This is a genomic window from Pseudonocardia sp. GCM10023141 (assembly GCF_042653605.1).
In genome coordinates this window covers 79,634-94,844 of sequence record NZ_JBHSIR010000087.1, presented here as the reverse complement: position 1 = coordinate 94,844, position 15,211 = coordinate 79,634, and the positions used below count along the sequence as shown (strand labels likewise).

Here is a 15,211-nt window from a genome sequence, read left to right as displayed (position 1 = left end):
CGGCGTTCACGGTCGCTGTCTGGTGATCGCGGTCGATCCCGGCCGACTCGCAAGTCCACCGAGCAACGACGATCCGTCCGAACGCCGCCGCCCGCGCCCCGCCGGAAAGCCGGCTGCTACCCCGCCCCCGCCGGCCCCGCCCCGCCCCATGGTGGCGCGCCCGCTGGGCGACGGCGGGTGGGTGCTGGCCGACGCCCCCGAACTCCAGATCCCGAACGGACTTGCAGCGGCGGTCGCCGCGGCTCCAGTAGCCGCAGCGGTACCGGTGGCCGTGCTGGCCCAACGCGCAGTCGACGAGCTGGTTCTGAAGCAGCCAGTGCCGCGCATGTCAGTGACGGGCAACGGCTACGTCGGGGTCCCCGTCTGGCTATGGATCGAGAACGGAGTGGCCTCCACCGGGCCGCTATCGGCTACGGCCACTGCAGGCGGCGCTCGTGTGACTGCCACCGGAACGCTGGCGGCGGTGGAGTGGACGATGGGTCCACCTGGCCAATCTGTCCGCTGCGCGGGTCCGGGCACGCCCTGGACCGGTCAGGTCGGGGAGTCCCCGGACTGCGGCTACACCTACTCGTTGCGGTCGCTGCCTGAGCGGACCGGTGGAACAGGTATGTGGACCGTGACGGCCACGAGCATATGGACGGTGAACTGGTCGGGATTCAGCGGAGGGGTCCCAGTCGGGGGAGCCCAAAGCGTGGCGGTCTCGACCGCGATGGCCTTGCCGATCGGCGAACTACAGGTATTGGTCGGAGGTGCACAGCGATGATCGCAACCGCTCCATCCGCGACGGAGCGCCATAGCAACAACACGAACGGTCGCGCCGCGCCCACACTGCCGCGACGCCGATCCTCCCGACGTCTGATCCTGGCGGTTCTGCTCGGTGTTCTCGGCATGTTGCTCTCGTCGTACGCCTACCGCGTCGCGCTCGCTCGGGAGGGCGTGGTCGCACTCACCCGAGCCCTACCGTTCGGATCCACCGTTCAGCTCACGGACGTACGGGAAGTGCGGCTCCCGATCGACACTGGCCTTGCCACACTGGCGTGGAGCGACGTCCACACCGTCGTCGGACGCCTGGCGGCCGTCGACCTTCGTGCGGGGCAGGTGCTGACGCCGGATTCCGTCACCACCGATCGCATCCCGGCACCGGGTGACGCCGTCGTCGGCTTGGCCGTCGAGGCAGGTCGGGTGCCGTCTACACCGCTGGCTCCAAGCGATGTCGTCCTCGTCGTCCTCGGCGGCGGGAAACCAGCCCGGCAGGCCACTGTGGTTCGAGCGAGCAATCCGGACGTCAGCGGACGAGCGACGGTCGACGTACTCGTACCGCGTGCTGACGCCGAGGAGTTGGCGTTGGCGTCATCCTCAGGTCAGGTCGCTGTCGTTCTCGTAGGGCGGGGGTGATCGACATGTTGGTGGGGCTCGTGTCGGCCAAAGGCAGCCCAGGCGTGACCACCTCGGCACTCGCTCTCGCCTCGGTGTGGCCGAGAGCCGTCCTGCTGCTGGACGCCGACCCCTTCGGCGGAGACGTCCGTGCCGGACTGGCCGGCGGAGAATGGCCGGGTTCCGCCGGGCTGGCCGAGGCGGTGGCCGACCTCCGATCAGTCGGGATCGATGAAGCTCTCAGTCGACGGGCACATCAACCTGCGCCCTGGGCTCCACCCGTTCTTGCCGGGCTTGGCTGCGTGGGCCAGGCGGCCACGCTGCCCTGGACCGATATCGGCAACGAACTGCGACGGCTGCGGGCGGCCGATGTGGTCGCAGACTGCGGCAGGTACGCCGTCGCCGACGGGATCGGTGGACTGCTTCGCTGCTGCGACGCGCTCGTGCTGGTCACGCAGTCGTCCTTGCGGGCGGTCCGGGCAGCGGTTCGCGTCGCGCCGTCACTGGGCCAGGAACTGGCCGTTTCTCCTAACGATCCTCGCTTGTCCGTGCTGGTCGTCGGGCCGAACGAGCCGTACTCGTCCGCCGAGATCGCCGCAGCGTGCGGAACGGCGCTACTCGGCGAGATGTCGCACGATCCGCGTGCGGCGGCTGTGTGGAGTGACGGGGACCCCCCGGGACGCTGGTTCCGGCGCAGCCTGTTGCAGCGGGACGCACGCCATCTCGTGCCCAAGCTGGCAGCGCTCGACATCGTGAATCGGGGTGCGGCATGACGCAGGGCGTGAACGGCGCAGCACGACGTGGTACATCCGAACGGTCGAACCGGCGGATCGCGAACGCTGCCGCACCTGACCGCGACGTCGTTCGTCGGGTCCACAGCGCAGTAGTCGCACGCCTCGCAGAGGAGCTGCAGTCGCAACCGCTGACACCGGCTGACCAGCGCCAAATGGTCCTGGCCTGGGTGCAGGCCGAGTTGCACAGCGAAGCGACCCGCCGTGCCGTCAGTCGTGAATCGCAGCTGGACGGCGCGGCGGAGCGCGCCGTCGCCCGTGCCGTCGAGAACGCGTTGTGGGGCCTCGGGCGGATCCAGGAACTCCTTGACGTGCCCGACGTCGAGGACATCCACATCAAGGGCAGCGAGATACCGGTGATGCGGATGACCGACGGCTCCGTCCGGCGTGCTGACACGCCGGTGGCGGATACGGACGCCGACCTGATTGCGCAGCTCCAGCACATCGCGGCACATCACGGAAGCTCCGAACGAGCCTTCTCACCGGCCCAGCCGTTCCTCAATATGCAGCTTCCGGACGGCTCACGGCTGGCCGCGATGCGTGAGGTCGTGCCGCGGCCCATCGTGACGATCAGGAAGCACCGACTCGTCGACGTCCGTCTGCAAGACCTCGTCCGACGCGACATGCTCTCGGGGAAGCTGGCTCGCTTCCTGGCGGCGCTCGTAGCGGCACGGCGCTCCATCCTGGTGACGGGCATGCCAGCGTGCGGGAAGACAACGCTGCTGCGGGCACTCAGCCGCCAGATCGGCGTTGAGGAGCGCTTCGCGACGTTGGAGACCGAGTTCGAGCTGAACCTGCACCTGTTGCCCATGGAGCATCCGCTGTTGTGGGCGGCGGAGTGTCGGGCCGGTTCGACCGAGCGTGACACGGCAACCGGCCGTCCGGCTGGTGAGCAGACGTTGACCGACCTCCTGAATCAGGCGCTTCGGATGTCCACCACGCGGGTCGTGATCGGAGAGGTCCGCGGTGCGGAGGCTCTGCCGATGTTGGAGGCCATGAACGCGGGGATGCCCGGGTCGATGTGCACCTTGCACGCCGGATCGGCGGGAGGCGCGTTCGAGCGCGTCGTCACCGCGGCGATGAAGGCAGCGGGATCAGGAGTGTCGGACGCCTTCGTCACACGCTTGGCCGCGCAGGGCATCGCCTATGTCGTCCATCTCCGTCATGCCACGCTGCCCGACGGTAGGCGGGCTCGTTTCGTCGCTGAAGTCGCCGAGGTCGCGGGCATCGGCGAGAACGGCGGCGTCGCACTCAACCGCACCTTCGCGCCATCGCCGACGGACCCACGCGCCATGTTCTCCCTGCTGCCTCAGCAGCGGCGCCCCTTCGAGGAGGCAGGGATCGATCTCGACTTCCTCCAAGGACCGGAGGAGTGGACGCGATGACTCCCGGCGAACTCGCGGTCGCGGCCGGAGCAGCCTGCTTGATGGCCGCGATCTTCGTGGTCATCGGTGTCCGTGGGGACGCGAACGACTCCGTGGCGATTCCGGCGTCGCGGGCAAGCGTGATCGTTCGTCGGATGTGGGCCGCGGCCGGAGATCCGAGCCGTCCAGCGAGTGTTCGACGGCAACGGGTGCTCGTGTGGGGAGTCCTCGCAACCGCGATCTGGGCTGTCTCCGGCTGGCCGATTGCCGGAATCGCCACCTTGGCGGCGGGGCTGTGGTTGCCGTGGCTCCTTGGTTCGCGCCGAATCGTCAGCGAGCGCATCGAGAAGCTTGAGGCGTTGGAAGCCTGGTGTCGGCGGATGGCGGACACGCTGACCGGTGGTGGAGCAATCGGACTCGCCCAGGCTGTTGCGATGTTCGACGGGGTCACGCCTGCAACACGCGCCGACGAGCCCATCGCAGGTGCCGTCAGCACGCTCGCGCAGCATCTCCGCGACGGTGACGGCCCCGACGCCCACGGCGCGGCGTTGCGCCGGTTCGCGGACGACGTCGACGACCGGGCCGGAGACACCGTTGCGGCGGCGTTGCTGCTCGCCCTGCACCAGCAGAGCAGTGGCGTCGCACTGGTGTTGCGCCAGCTCGCCGACGGCGTCGCTCGCGACGTCCGGGTTCGACGTGACATCGAGGCGGCTCGCGCCGAATCTCGACAGTCCATCCGCCTCCTGCTGATCATTCAGGGCGGCGTGCTGGTCCTGCTGGCAATCGTCCCGACGTTCGCCGCGCCCTACAGCACGATGCCTGGGCAGATCGTCATGCTGATTCTGCTGATCGGCACCGCAGGCCTGCTGGTGTGGATGCGTCGGCTGTCGCTGGGGACGCCGGCCCCGCGGTTCTTCGGTAATGCACTGGCGCAGCAGGGGCGGCAGTCGTGAACGCGGCGTTGCTCGTCCTCGTCGGCGGTGGGCTGGTCGGACTCGCGATAGCGGTGGGGCTGACAGCGGCAGCGCGGACCCATCCTGCGCTCACCGATGCGTTGATCGCCCTCGACGAGCGTGTCCCTCCACCTCCGCAACAACCATCGGCTGGCCGTGGTCGGATGCTGCTTCCGCTGCTGCGCCGCCTGCCTGTCGCCGCGAGCCAGTCCGACCTCGAGTTGCTGGGGCTCGGGCGGGACCGTTTCCTGCTCGGTGCCGCGGGCTCGGCTGCTGGGCTGGCAGTGGCGGGGCCGGTACTCGCCACGCTCCTGACCGTGCTCGACACCGGGATGCCGATCGTCGTCCCCGTCGCCCTGACCGCTGTCGGCCTATCGGTCGGCTGGACGTCCTACACCCGGAACGTCCGGGACCGCGCGGACAACGCCCGGGACGAGTTGCGCTCCGCACTCGTCGCGTACCTGCAACAGGTGAGCCTTCTTCGCCGTGGCGGCGCAGGCGTGGCAGCTGCCCTGACCCTGCCCGGACAGCTCCTGGCCGACAGCTGGGCCATGCGGCGCATTCGAGACGAACTCGACTTGGCGCAGAAGGCCGGGCTGATGCCGTGGGAGGGCCTTCGCCGTTTCGGCGATCGAATCCAGGTCACCGAACTCGCCGACCTGTCCGCCATCGCCGCCACCGCCGGGCAGGACGGCTCCGCAGTCGTCGGCACGCTTCTCGCCCGCGCCGAGAGCCTGCGTGACGAACTGCTCGCCGATGAGCACTCCGATGCTCATCGCGCCAGCGGTCAGATGAGTACACCTGGCGCGTTGCAGGTCTTCATCATCGCCGCATGGGTGCTCTACCCAGCCGGAACGGCGCTGCTCAGCACGTCGACGTGACACAACCAGGAGGAGAAGATGACCATGTCCGAACCGAACACGGCGGGAACAGGCCCAGCGAGCCGAGCGGTCGCCCACGCACAGCGATTGATCTGGACAACAGTCGTCCGGCTCCGCCCGGCGACCTGGGAACCGATGGACGAACGGGGTGGCGGTCGCAACTCCGACGAGGGCTTGCACATCGGCGCCGGAGCCGTCATCGCCGGCACCATCGCCGTCGGAGTCGGCGCTTTCGTCGCCAACAAGCTCGGCGCCCTGGAGTAGGGGATCCCGCCGTGACCACACTGACCAACGGGCTGTTCGCCGAGCACGAGCGAGGTGGCGCCACCAGCGTTGAGCTGGCACTCCTCTGGAGCGCCATGCTGGTGATGATCCTCGGTGTCATCCAGGTCTCGCTGGTGGCCTACGCCGGTCAGCTCGCACTCACCGCGGCGCAGGACGGTCTGCGGTCGGGCCGGACGTATCGAGCAGCTCCGGTCGAGGCAGCGCTCATCGCGGCCGCGCGTCTTGACGCCGAACGCTTCCTCGCGCGGGCGAGCGGCACTGTCCTGACGGACGTCGTGGTCACGGCCGAGGTCGACAGCGGCACGGGCAATCTGCGGGTTCAGGTGACGGGCTCCGCACTCTCACTGGTCCCGGGAGTTCCGCTGACTGTGAAACGGGAGGCGGTCGCACCGATGGAGCGGGTCACCCCATGAACCAGTCGAACAGCCTCGACAGTCACTCCGGCGAGCATGGCGGTAGTCCATCAGTGGAGGCCGCCCTGCTCGTCGGCATGTTCGGGTTACTGATCCTGCTGGCCATCGCGGGCAGCCGGTTCGTTCTCGCGGAAGCAGGAGCCGACCATGCCGCTCGGGCCGCTGCCAGGGCGGCATCGCTGCATCGGACCGCCGCAGACGCGGAGCGCGCCGCGCGCACCGCGGCCGACGACAGCCTCGCCGATCAAGGCTTGACCTGCACCGAGCTGAGCATCACGGTCGGTACAGCCGAATTCGGTGCCCCACTGGGCACCCCCGCCTCGGTCCGCGCAACAGTTCGCTGCGTCGTCGCCTGGTCCGATCTCGGTCTGCCCGGTGCCCGCAGCGGACCAGTGGTCGAAGCGAGTGCGATCAGTCCCATCGATCGATGGCGGGAACGGTCGTGATCAACGCTGCTGTTCCCGCCGAACGAGATGATGCCTTCCAGCGCGAGCGCGGCGGCGGCGCGGTCAGCGCACCGATGGCGATCGCTGCCCTCGCGCTCTTGGTCGCGATAGGGCTCGGAATCGATGGTGCGCGGGCCGCGCAGGGCCTCGCTACCGCTGATGCGGTAGCCGAGGAAGCCGCTCGCGCAGCCGGTCAGGTCCTGGATGTCGCCGCACTCCGCGGCGGTACTACGACCGTCGATCCCCGCGGCGCAGTGGCCGCAGCGAATGCTCATCTTGCCGCGTCCGGCGTCGAGGGAACGGTCACGTTACTGAGCGGACAGCACATCCGCGTTGAGACACGGATTACCCGACCGACCGTGCTGCTCGGGCTCATCGGCCGCCCGTCGATCACCAGCACCGGAGAAGCCGACGCCGTACTTGTCCCGATCGCACCGAACGGAGACCCGCCATGAACCTCGTTGCGCGCGTGGCCACCAGGATCGTGTCGGCGATGTTCGCCGGGGCCGTGGTCCTCGGGATCGTCGTCGGTGTGCCGATCCTGCTCTGGATGGTGATCGTCGAGCTGGTCGCCATCGGGCTGCCGAAGGGTGCCTCACTGATCGACCTGACACTGCGACCGGATGACGGCACGCTGCTTATGGGGTTTCTGGCGATCGTCGGCGTCGGCGCATGGCTCATCCTCACAATCTCGATCATCAGTGAGATCGTCGCCACCGTTGCCGGTCGACCCGCACCGCGGATCACCGTTCCAGGATTCGGGTGGGGCCGGAGTATCGCGGCAGCGCTGGTCGCCGCGATGCTGGGAGCCGCACCGGCCGTCGCCGCTCCTGCAGCGGTGTCGACCACGTCCGTCTCGCCAGTGGAGCACCCCCAGGCAGCGGCGGAACCCGCCCGTTCCGAACACGCGGCCGACGACGGTCCGGTGCACCTGGTCGTCCACCGGGACACGCTGTGGCGGATCGCGCAGGTCGCTCTCGGCGACCCGATGCGCTGGCGTGAGATCTTCGAACTCAACGTCGGCCGAATCCAGCCGGACGGTGGCCGCCTCACAGAGGCATCGGACCTGACCGTGGGATGGCGTCTGCTGTTGCCCGCCGATGCTCGCGACACGCTGACCGTGCAGCCCGGCGACACCTTGTGGGACCTCGCAGCTGAGCACCTGGGTGATCCCGGCCGCTCCGCAGACCTCTTCCGCGCCAACGTCACCACGGCGCAACCGGGCGGCGCGGTCCTGACCGACCCCGATGAGATCCGCCCAGGGTGGATCTTGCGCCTTCCTGGACCCGACGGCGAGGAGATTGCTGTACCACCCGCGGTGGCGCTGCCTTCGCCGCGAGCACCCGGGCCGCCGCCGACGACGATTCAACCAACCCCCGAACCAGCGGCGCCGAGCGCGGCATCGCGACCGTCGGCGAGCGTGGGCGTTCCGGAGCGAGACGCCCCGTCCGGCGTGCCGGAGACATCACGATCAGCTGCTCCCAGCTCGCCTATGCCGACACCGGCGCAACGTCCGCCATCTGAACCGGAAACCCGCACCGAAACCGATGAGCCTGCATGGAGCACGGTGTCGCTAGGAATGTCTGCGCTCGTCGCGAGCGGCGTGATCGCATCACTCGCGGTTCGGCGGCGTCGACAGCTACGACATCGTCCGTTCCGGCATCGGGTGACCGTGCCATCGGACGAAGTCGGCCGGGCCGAGTGGTCCATGACCAACCCCGGCCCCGCCACGGAGGACACGCAGAGCGCGGCACAACGTCTGGACCTGGCGCTACGCGCCCACACGCATCCCGACTTCACCGTGGAGCGGCCGGTCACGCAGATCCACTCCGTTCGGCTGACCGACGCCGATGTCCTCCTCGCCACCGCCGAGGGTGAGCTTCCGGCGCCGTTCCTCGAGACCAGCGACGTTGGCATGTGGGGCCTGGATGTCGATACCGACCTGCCGGCCCCTGCGGAGGAGCTGGCCGGATACTGTGCGCCGTTCCCGACCCTGGTATCGGTCGGCACCGACGACGTCCGCACCCTCATGATCGACCTGGAGGGTCGCGGTGTTCTCCATCTCGGCGGCGACCCGGCGAGATGCCACGCACTGCTCCGCCACATCGCCGCAGAACTCGCCACGGGCTCGATGGCGGAGGACTGCGAGATCCTGCTCGTTGGGATGGGCGATGAACTGACTGCGCTGGATCCTGACCGTCTCCGCGCCACGGACCTTGGCACGGCCTGCGACGAGCTGCGCTATCGCACCGCGGCTACCGTCAGGGCGCTTGAGGAGCATCAGCTGTCGTCGGCCGTCGAGGGACGGCTGCGGGGAATCGCCGCCGACTCGTGGCTGCCGACCATCGTCCTCGTCGGCCCCGGTGACAACGAGCCAGAGCAGCTGCGGAAGCTGGAGGCGCAGCACCGACCAGGCACGGCCACCGCCGTTGTCGTCATCGATCCGGCCGCCCCCGACATCGTCATCACCGAGGACGGGATCTTCGAACTCGCTGACGTCGACGACGGCCCGTGGCAGGCCACGCAACTGACCACGGCGGCTGGTACCCATCTGGCCGCCGTTCTCGCGACGACGACGGCGCCAGCCGAACCAGTCGGCAAAGCCGGTGATGCACATGCCTGGGCTGACGGGATGGACGACGACGGTGGGCTCAGCGATGACCCGCCAGACGAATCGGTGGGCGGAGACGAGCACAGCGAGGTCGCCACTACTGCGGACAGTGGCGACGACCTGCCGGATGTCGAACTTCCACAACCGCGAAAGCCGGTCGTGTCCTCGGAGAGCGCCACAAGGCTGGCCATCGTCGACTTCCAGGACCCGCTCCTCGACGAGGACCTGAAAGTGTGGCTCAGCGATGAGACACCACCGGTCCCGCTGATCGCGATCCTGGGTGAGCCGTTCGTACGCGCGCCGGGGCTGGTGCCCACGACGCGGCTGCCGTGGTTCGCCGAGGTGCTCGTGTACCTCAGCCTGCATCCGGCGGGCGTCAGCCCGTCGAAGGCGGTTACCGACCTCTGGCCGGAGGGACAGCTCATCAGCCCGGCCACCGTCCGACATGCCTTCTACGGCGCCCGCCGCTGGGCCGGCCGCGGTCTGGGTGGCGATCCGGGCACGGCGTTCGTCAGCGACATGCAGTACGACAGCATCTATCGACTTCGTGGTCACCTTCTCGACTGGGACCTGTTCCGGCGCTTGCGCAAGCGCGGACAGGCCCGCCACGCCGCCGGCCATTCCGGCGCCACCGCCGACTACACGGCGGCACTGGACCTCGTCCGCGGCCCCGTCCTGACCCCTCTCCGCCCCGGCGGGTACGCCTGGCTCAACAACCATGAGCAACGCCACGACCTTCAGATCCCGGGTTTCTTGATCGACGCCGCGCACGAACTCGTCGATATCGCACTCGATGCCGACGACACCGCGACCGCGCGGTGGGCGGCCGAGCACGCCCGCCTCGTGGATGTCGACGTCGCCTACGACCGCCCGCTGACGGATCTCATGCGCATCGCGCATGCGGAGGACAACCAGACGGAGCTTGAGCTGTATGCAGCGGTTCTACTCGACGCACGCGGCTTCGACGTGCCGGAGGAACTCGCCCCGGACAGCTACGTCGTGCTCCACGACCTGTTGCCGATGGGTCCTCGGCGCCCTCGCTCGTGATCACCGAAGCAGTACTCAGCGTGGCAGCGCGGGCGATCTTCGTGGCGCTCTCTGCGCTGGTCGCGATGGAGCTTGTCCGGCGGACCTCGCTCAGCGCCGCGCCGCGTGGCGTACCGCGGATCTCGGCCGTCTTCGCTAGCGGCGTGACGGCGTGGCTGATCGGCCCGGCGCTGCTGACACCGCCCGCGGTCGTGTTGCTGCCGCTCGCCGTCGTCGGGACAGCCGCCGCGGTGGTGGACGCACAGGAGGGCCGCCTTCCCGATCCGCTGACCCTGGCGCTTGTGCTCGGGACACTGGCAGCCTCGTCCGTGACGAGGAGCGATCCGATCCGGGTGCTCGGCGTCGCGGCGGCCAGCGCCGCTCTGGCGCTGCTTGTCAAGTCGTGGTCCGGCGCGGCGATCGGGTGGGGCGACGTCAAACTCGCCCCCACCCTGGGCATCGTCCTCGACCACTTCGATGCCGTCATCGTGGGCGTGCGCAACATCGCGCTGCTTGTCCTCGGCACAGCCATCGTCCTCACCGTCGGAAGGCGCTCGAAGGTCGTTGACCTGGTGCCCTATGGCCCAGCACTCGTATTCGGCACGGTGGGTGCTGTTTTCGGGCGCTGAATCCGCATCCGCGCTGCCGTTCGGACCGGCCCGCGACGTATCGCGGGACGTTTCGGGCGCTCGGCGGTGGCAGGCGGAGCCTGCTGAGCTGGGACGACGACGGCGGGCGCATCGAGGTCGACATGTGCGAAACGACCGCGAATCGCTGCGTCAGTGCGGCGGTTCTGCCCTCGCAGGTTCCGGCCCACCGCACGATCGTTGGCGTTGTCGACGTCGAGATGCTCGACGAACGCCGCAAGGTCAACGCTGCGAGGCAAGGTCGGGACCTTCTGTGGTTGGTCGGTCACCGCCCACGCTGCCAGCTCACTGGTCGGACGGGTCAGGAAGTGGGTGCGCAACGACTCAGCCATCTGCTCGGTTCCGACGCGGGCACCCACGGCGCCGATTCCGGGAACGTGTCCAACGATGGCCCAGCCCGACTCGCCCATGCCCGCCATGGACACGACGTCCGCGGTGCGCGGTCCGCTGGTCAGCAACTCACTCGCCGCAGCGAACGCCTCGCGGTCCAGCGGCCTCGGCAGATCGGCGTCCGCGGTGGTCGTGCCCGTCGCGTTGTTGAGAGCGGTAGCGGCACCAGCGAGATCACGGACGGCCTCGGTCCGCGCCGTCCGACCTTCGCGCCCCTTACCGGAGCGCCGGTGACGTGACAGTCGCTCCGCGATGTACGTCGCGATGTGGGCCAACTGGTACGTCTCGTAGCTGCCCAGCGCAAGGAGTGGATAGTCCGGGGCGGTCATCGTTGCCGTCCATCGGATGTCATCCGTGCTGCCGCCGGCACACGACCTGCTGCTGCGACGGCACCGGTGCCGCGATGAGTACACCCGCGGTTCGGCGAATTCGGTTCACTCTGGGGAGCTTCCTGGTTCGAGGCGGCGAAGGTTACTTGGGCAATCTGCTCGGCATTCCGGAACGCGAGCAGGGTCGTGCGGAGTGCGTCGTGATCCTTGACCTCGAAGACAAGTCGGCCGATGCAGATCTGCAGTTGACGCCTGTTGACGTCGAACCGAGACCAGACGGTCGGACACTCAACGGCGTGCAGCCTCACTGCGGGCTCCGATCGACCGGCCACCCTCATCATGGTCTCGGAGTCGGAGCGAATAGGGAGCGTGCGTGCCTTTCGGGCCGCCAGCTGCCAGGTATGGAGAAGCGCGCGCGTGGTGTGCGGGTCGTAGGTGTAGAGCGTGGCGGCGCCGATCCGAACACTGACCACGGCGCTGGCGGCACCAGGCCGATTGGCCTCGACTGCAGTGTGCTGCGGTCCGGCTAACGTCACGACTGAGACTCGACGATCGCTCTCCGTCATGTATTCGCTCCTCTCTCCGCCTGGTGACGGGCATTCCGTCGCAGGCGCCATGAGCGTCATCCGCTTGGCGGATTGGATGGTCCGACCGCCGCGTGGTCGATGCGTGGTCGCCGTACTGCCGGTTCGTAGTCGAGTGCCAGCTGCCCATCCGTGGCGGCGCTCGCCACGCGATTCATGGTCCACCGGTCGAGGCTGTGCGCCGCGGCGACCGCAGCAGCCGCTTGGTGCTCCCGCGCGCTGTCGCGCTGCCACGCAGCCACCTCGCGGATCAGAGTCGACAGGGCGACCACCAGCGCAACTGCGGCCGAGTTGGGATCGTCACGCGCCCCAGGCATCCGCCGAGTACGCACGAGCTGACGGGCGACGCGGCGGAGCCCGGCTGCTCGGGGTCCGGGTGTTGTGCGGGTCCCGCGCGGTGGACGCGCCGCCCGCGTGAACTGCTCGCTGCCGGTGCCGAGATCGGCAGACCAGCCAGAGATCGCGGTCAGCACGTCGTTCGCGGCGTGCACGACGTCCTCAACTCCTTCGTTGTTGCCACCGTGACGACGCCTCGCGTTACTGACCACGCTGCGCGCAGCGATGACTCGTCTTCGAGCGATCCGTACTGGATCGGTAGCGTCGGAACCCTCTGCCGCTGCCGCCCATCCGGACAGCAGGCGGGGCAGGGACAGGTCCGGCGCGAGCTTGCTGCCGCTGTAGAACACCGGCACTCCAGCAGCGGTGACGTCGGCGGCTCGGGCGACCTTGTAGCCGAGCGGATCCCCCGAGGGCGCACGCCGAACCTCCACCAGATATCCGGCGCCGCGCAGCTCGTCAACGAAACTCTCGACGTCGGCTGCGGCGACTGCGGCCGTCCGGACGGCCCTCGCCAGCTCCAGCCGGGCGGGCTCACGCCCTTGGCGCCGCGCCTTCTCGATCTCGCCACGCTGGGGCGCCCGAGCCGCCGTTCCGTCCGCCGGCGCTGTCGATGTGAGACCGAGCCGTCGCTCGATCCGTTTCGCAGCCGTCCGAAGCCGCCTACGGTCGTGGGAGGGCCAGAACCGCCGGCAGGTGTCCTGCCGCACCAGCACGACGGCGATATGGATGTGGTCGTCAGCGTGCCGAACCGCTACCCACCGCGGCCCACCGACGTCATCACGCGTCGCAACGCCAGCACCGTGCAACAGCTCCCGGGTGATCTCAGCCCATTCCCCGTCGGTCAAGACCCGGTCCGCGGCCGCCAGACGCACCGAGCAATGCCACACGTAGCCTCGCTTCCCGCCGGCATCCTGCTCCGGCAGGCCAGCCGCGACCGCTGGTGCCCGTAGCGCCCGGATCAAGGGACCCAGCTCACGGTCGAACTCCGTCGGCCCGGTCTGCTGCGGCTGCCACGCGGCGTCGCGACCGTCCCAACTCGCGATGACCCGCGGGTTCACGTGCTCCTGGGCTCGCCCCGGCCCCATCAGGTAGGCGATCAGCCCGCCCACCCGCCAACCCTCAACCACCTTCGTGATCACCGCCGCCGACCAGCGAGTTGCTCGGCGACCACGACATCGATCGCCGAGGTGAGCCGATCCAGCAGGTGCTCAATCTGCTCGTCGTCGAGTTCGGACCGGTGACCATCTGCGTGACGAAGCGCCACCACGTCCGCATGAAGTCGCACGAGATCCGGAAGTCCGACAGCGATCTGCGCCCCACCCGTTGCGACGTCGAGCACGATCTGCCCGATCCATGCCCCGACCGCGAGTCCGGACAGCGCGGCACGCTCCCGCACGGCTGCCAGCTCCTCATCGGAGAATCTGACGACCACTTGCTTGCGCCGCGGAACATCGGATCGGACCCGACGTCGCGGACCGGCAGGTTGACCGTCGCTGCCCACGCTCATGGCGGACACTGCAGCAGATCGGCTTGGCGTTCACGTGGTCACGAGTCGAGCTGAGAGCGACCACGCGCGACCACGCCGCCCTTCGTGCGCACGGCGTTGCGCCGACGACGTTGGGACTCGATCAAGGAACGCCCCCGTTCCGCAGCCCGGCCACGCCCTCGTGGCCCAGCCAGAAGCATCGCTTCTGGCACATCTCGCTGCTGCGTCTTCAGTGGGTTCAGCCCGAATGAACTGCGGCCACCGCCCCTCACCGCGCGAGCGCGTCCTCATTTTTCCGGACACCCGGGGATCAATCGTCCTAGTATTGCCGCAGGCAGGGGACCTGCTCGTCGGAAGCTCGTCAACCAACGGGGTGGCCAGCTCGTGAAGCGGGATCGCGCGACGGCGCTGTTGGTCGAGATGTTGCGGCGCCTTGACGCAGGTGGCAGCTGGCAGCTCGATGTGGTCGAGGAGGTTCACCTCTTCGGGTCCTACGCAAGAGGGGCGCTCGAACCTCAAGACGTCGACGTGATGGTCGACTTCGATCACCACCGGGCGGAGTGGAAGGAGCACTTCCACTCAACGTTCGGCTACGGGCGTGATCCAAACGCCACGCTGCGGATGGCGTTGCGGGGCCATACCCGGTCGCTGTCGATCGAGTTCGGCCGGGAGGCACACGGGGACATTCCCATGACTCCGCTGTGGCGCCGAGGCGATCCCATCGAGCAGGCCATCGACCGCGTCCACGCAATCGTCAGCGATCCCGTGGCGACGCGAGCGCCGCGGGACGCGATGCCCGAGTACCTACTCTCGTCGGGCGACAGGATTCCGCGGCACCTGCGCCAAGACCTGGTCACGCTCGTCGACGGCGGTGCAATCGACGTCACCGCAGTCGTCCTGGCGGCACACGTGCCAACGGCCACGTGGTTCGACGAACTCATCGATGACCGGTGGAGTCCCACCAGTCCGCTCCGCCGAACGGCGCTCGCCGTACTGGCGCACTGGGAGGAACGAGGCGTCGATCTGACCGGTGTCCACCTGCACGGTAAGGATCTGGATGTCGACTCGCCGTCGACTCCCTACTTCGCAGGGTTCGGATTACGCTACTTCCCGGCATTGCGTCGGTGCTTCACCGACAACGACGGCGAGGAGTGGATCGAGGTTGTGTCCCCATCCCTGCGTGGGCCCGTTCAGGCCCTCGTCGTCCGACAGGGCCCTCGGTTCGCGACGTTCGATTGGTCCGTCCCAAGTAGCAGCTACTTCCCCTGACCTTCGGACCAAGTCGTGCTGCG

16 protein-coding genes are annotated in these 15,211 nt (G+C 68.7%); 12 read left to right on the top strand and 4 right to left on the bottom strand.

The genetic code is table 11. The features are described 5' to 3' along the window. Nucleotides 1-759: 759 nt before the first annotated feature. The 11 genes from ACFPFQ_RS47075 (at nt 760) to ACFPFQ_RS47025 (ending at nt 10,773) form a co-directional block, all read left to right on the top strand. Nucleotides 760-1,395 (top strand): SAF domain-containing protein, encoded by a 636-nt coding sequence (locus tag ACFPFQ_RS47075; protein WP_379629834.1) that lies wholly within the window; start codon nt 760-762, stop codon nt 1,393-1,395. Between the two features lie 5 nt (nt 1,396-1,400). Further along, nucleotides 1,401-2,147: a hypothetical protein gene (locus ACFPFQ_RS47070; RefSeq protein WP_379629833.1), complete on the top strand. Its 747-nt coding sequence runs from the start codon at nt 1,401-1,403 to the stop codon at nt 2,145-2,147. Then, nucleotides 2,144-3,550: a CpaF family protein gene (locus ACFPFQ_RS47065; protein WP_379629832.1), complete on the top strand. Its 1,407-nt coding sequence runs from the start codon at nt 2,144-2,146 to the stop codon at nt 3,548-3,550. The genes ACFPFQ_RS47070 and ACFPFQ_RS47065 overlap by 4 nt, the downstream gene beginning before the upstream one ends. After that, nucleotides 3,547-4,482 (top strand): type II secretion system F family protein, encoded by a 936-nt coding sequence (locus ACFPFQ_RS47060; protein WP_379629831.1) that lies wholly within the window; start codon nt 3,547-3,549, stop codon nt 4,480-4,482. Before ACFPFQ_RS47065 ends, ACFPFQ_RS47060 begins: the two co-directional genes overlap by 4 nt. Before the next feature lie 317 nt (nt 4,483-4,799). Further along, nucleotides 4,800-5,363 (top strand): hypothetical protein, encoded by a 564-nt coding sequence (locus ACFPFQ_RS47055; protein ID WP_379629830.1) that lies wholly within the window; start codon nt 4,800-4,802, stop codon nt 5,361-5,363. A 135-nt stretch (nt 5,364-5,498) separates the two neighbouring features. Then, nucleotides 5,499-5,627, top strand: a complete 129-nt coding sequence (locus ACFPFQ_RS47050) for a hypothetical protein (protein ID WP_379629829.1) — start codon at nt 5,499-5,501, stop codon at nt 5,625-5,627. Between the two features lie 11 nt (nt 5,628-5,638). Next, entirely contained in the window at nt 5,639-6,061 is a 423-nt protein-coding gene (locus tag ACFPFQ_RS47045; protein ID WP_379629828.1) for a TadE family protein, read from the top strand. Then, nucleotides 6,058-6,507, top strand: a complete 450-nt coding sequence (locus tag ACFPFQ_RS47040) for a TadE/TadG family type IV pilus assembly protein (protein WP_379629827.1) — start codon at nt 6,058-6,060, stop codon at nt 6,505-6,507. Before ACFPFQ_RS47045 ends, ACFPFQ_RS47040 begins: the two co-directional genes overlap by 4 nt. After that, nucleotides 6,489-6,962 (top strand): hypothetical protein, encoded by a 474-nt coding sequence (locus ACFPFQ_RS47035; RefSeq protein ID WP_379629826.1) that lies wholly within the window; start codon nt 6,489-6,491, stop codon nt 6,960-6,962. Before ACFPFQ_RS47040 ends, ACFPFQ_RS47035 begins: the two co-directional genes overlap by 19 nt. Continuing rightward, nucleotides 6,959-10,165: a LysM peptidoglycan-binding domain-containing protein gene (locus ACFPFQ_RS47030; RefSeq protein WP_379629825.1), complete on the top strand. Its 3,207-nt coding sequence runs from the start codon at nt 6,959-6,961 to the stop codon at nt 10,163-10,165. The genes ACFPFQ_RS47035 and ACFPFQ_RS47030 overlap by 4 nt, the downstream gene beginning before the upstream one ends. Further along, nucleotides 10,162-10,773, top strand: coding sequence for a prepilin peptidase (locus ACFPFQ_RS47025; protein ID WP_379629824.1), 612 nt, complete (start codon nt 10,162-10,164; stop codon nt 10,771-10,773). The genes ACFPFQ_RS47030 and ACFPFQ_RS47025 overlap by 4 nt, the downstream gene beginning before the upstream one ends. On the opposite strand, the gene ACFPFQ_RS47020 is transcribed toward ACFPFQ_RS47025, so the two are convergent. The 4 genes from ACFPFQ_RS47020 to ACFPFQ_RS47005 are packed head-to-tail and all read right to left on the bottom strand — an operon-like array spanning nt 10,722 to nt 13,940. Then, nucleotides 10,722-11,510, bottom strand: a complete 789-nt coding sequence (locus tag ACFPFQ_RS47020; RefSeq protein WP_379629823.1) for a hypothetical protein — start codon at nt 11,508-11,510, stop codon at nt 10,722-10,724. The two genes, ACFPFQ_RS47025 and ACFPFQ_RS47020, sit on opposite strands and share 52 nt — an antisense overlap. Then, nucleotides 11,507-12,076, bottom strand: coding sequence for a hypothetical protein (locus ACFPFQ_RS47015; protein ID WP_379629822.1), 570 nt, complete (start codon nt 12,074-12,076; stop codon nt 11,507-11,509). Before ACFPFQ_RS47015 ends, ACFPFQ_RS47020 begins: the two co-directional genes overlap by 4 nt. Nucleotides 12,077-12,132: 56 nt before the next feature. Next, the gene (locus ACFPFQ_RS47010) at nt 12,133-13,572 is read right to left on the bottom strand and encodes a relaxase/mobilization nuclease domain-containing protein (RefSeq protein WP_379629821.1); all 1,440 of its coding nucleotides are present in this window, start codon (nt 13,570-13,572) and stop codon (nt 12,133-12,135) included. Beyond that, nucleotides 13,569-13,940, bottom strand: coding sequence for a plasmid mobilization protein (locus ACFPFQ_RS47005; protein ID WP_379629820.1), 372 nt, complete (start codon nt 13,938-13,940; stop codon nt 13,569-13,571). The genes ACFPFQ_RS47010 and ACFPFQ_RS47005 overlap by 4 nt, the downstream gene beginning before the upstream one ends. Before the next feature lie 363 nt (nt 13,941-14,303). Here ACFPFQ_RS47005 and ACFPFQ_RS47000 point away from each other — a divergent pair, with 363 nt between their 5' ends. Then, a complete protein-coding gene (locus ACFPFQ_RS47000; RefSeq protein WP_379629819.1) occupies nt 14,304-15,188 on the top strand; it encodes a nucleotidyltransferase domain-containing protein in 885 nt (294 codons plus the stop codon). Nucleotides 15,189-15,211: the final 23 nt, after the last annotated feature.

Bases quoted from the DNA above. Each gene is read 5' to 3' on its own strand.
- ACFPFQ_RS47065 (WP_379629832.1), top strand. From the start codon at position 2,144: ATGACGCAGGGCGTGAACGGCGCAGCACGACGTGGTACATCCGAACGG.
- ACFPFQ_RS47040 (WP_379629827.1), top strand. From the start codon at position 6,058: ATGAACCAGTCGAACAGCCTCGACAGTCACTCCGGCGAGCATGGCGGT.
- ACFPFQ_RS47075 (WP_379629834.1), top strand. From the start codon at position 760: ATGATCGCAACCGCTCCATCCGCGACGGAGCGCCATAGCAACAACACG.
- ACFPFQ_RS47005 (WP_379629820.1), bottom strand. From the start codon at position 13,940: ATGAGCGTGGGCAGCGACGGTCAACCTGCCGGTCCGCGACGTCGGGTC.
- ACFPFQ_RS47015 (WP_379629822.1), bottom strand. From the start codon at position 12,076: ATGACGGAGAGCGATCGTCGAGTCTCAGTCGTGACGTTAGCCGGACCG.
- ACFPFQ_RS47020 (WP_379629823.1), bottom strand. From the start codon at position 11,510: ATGACCGCCCCGGACTATCCACTCCTTGCGCTGGGCAGCTACGAGACG.
- ACFPFQ_RS47060 (WP_379629831.1), top strand. From the start codon at position 3,547: ATGACTCCCGGCGAACTCGCGGTCGCGGCCGGAGCAGCCTGCTTGATG.
- ACFPFQ_RS47050 (WP_379629829.1), top strand. From the start codon at position 5,499: ATGGACGAACGGGGTGGCGGTCGCAACTCCGACGAGGGCTTGCACATC.
- ACFPFQ_RS47030 (WP_379629825.1), top strand. From the start codon at position 6,959: ATGAACCTCGTTGCGCGCGTGGCCACCAGGATCGTGTCGGCGATGTTC.
- ACFPFQ_RS47070 (WP_379629833.1), top strand. From the start codon at position 1,401: ATGTTGGTGGGGCTCGTGTCGGCCAAAGGCAGCCCAGGCGTGACCACC.
- ACFPFQ_RS47035 (WP_379629826.1), top strand. From the start codon at position 6,489: ATGGCGGGAACGGTCGTGATCAACGCTGCTGTTCCCGCCGAACGAGAT.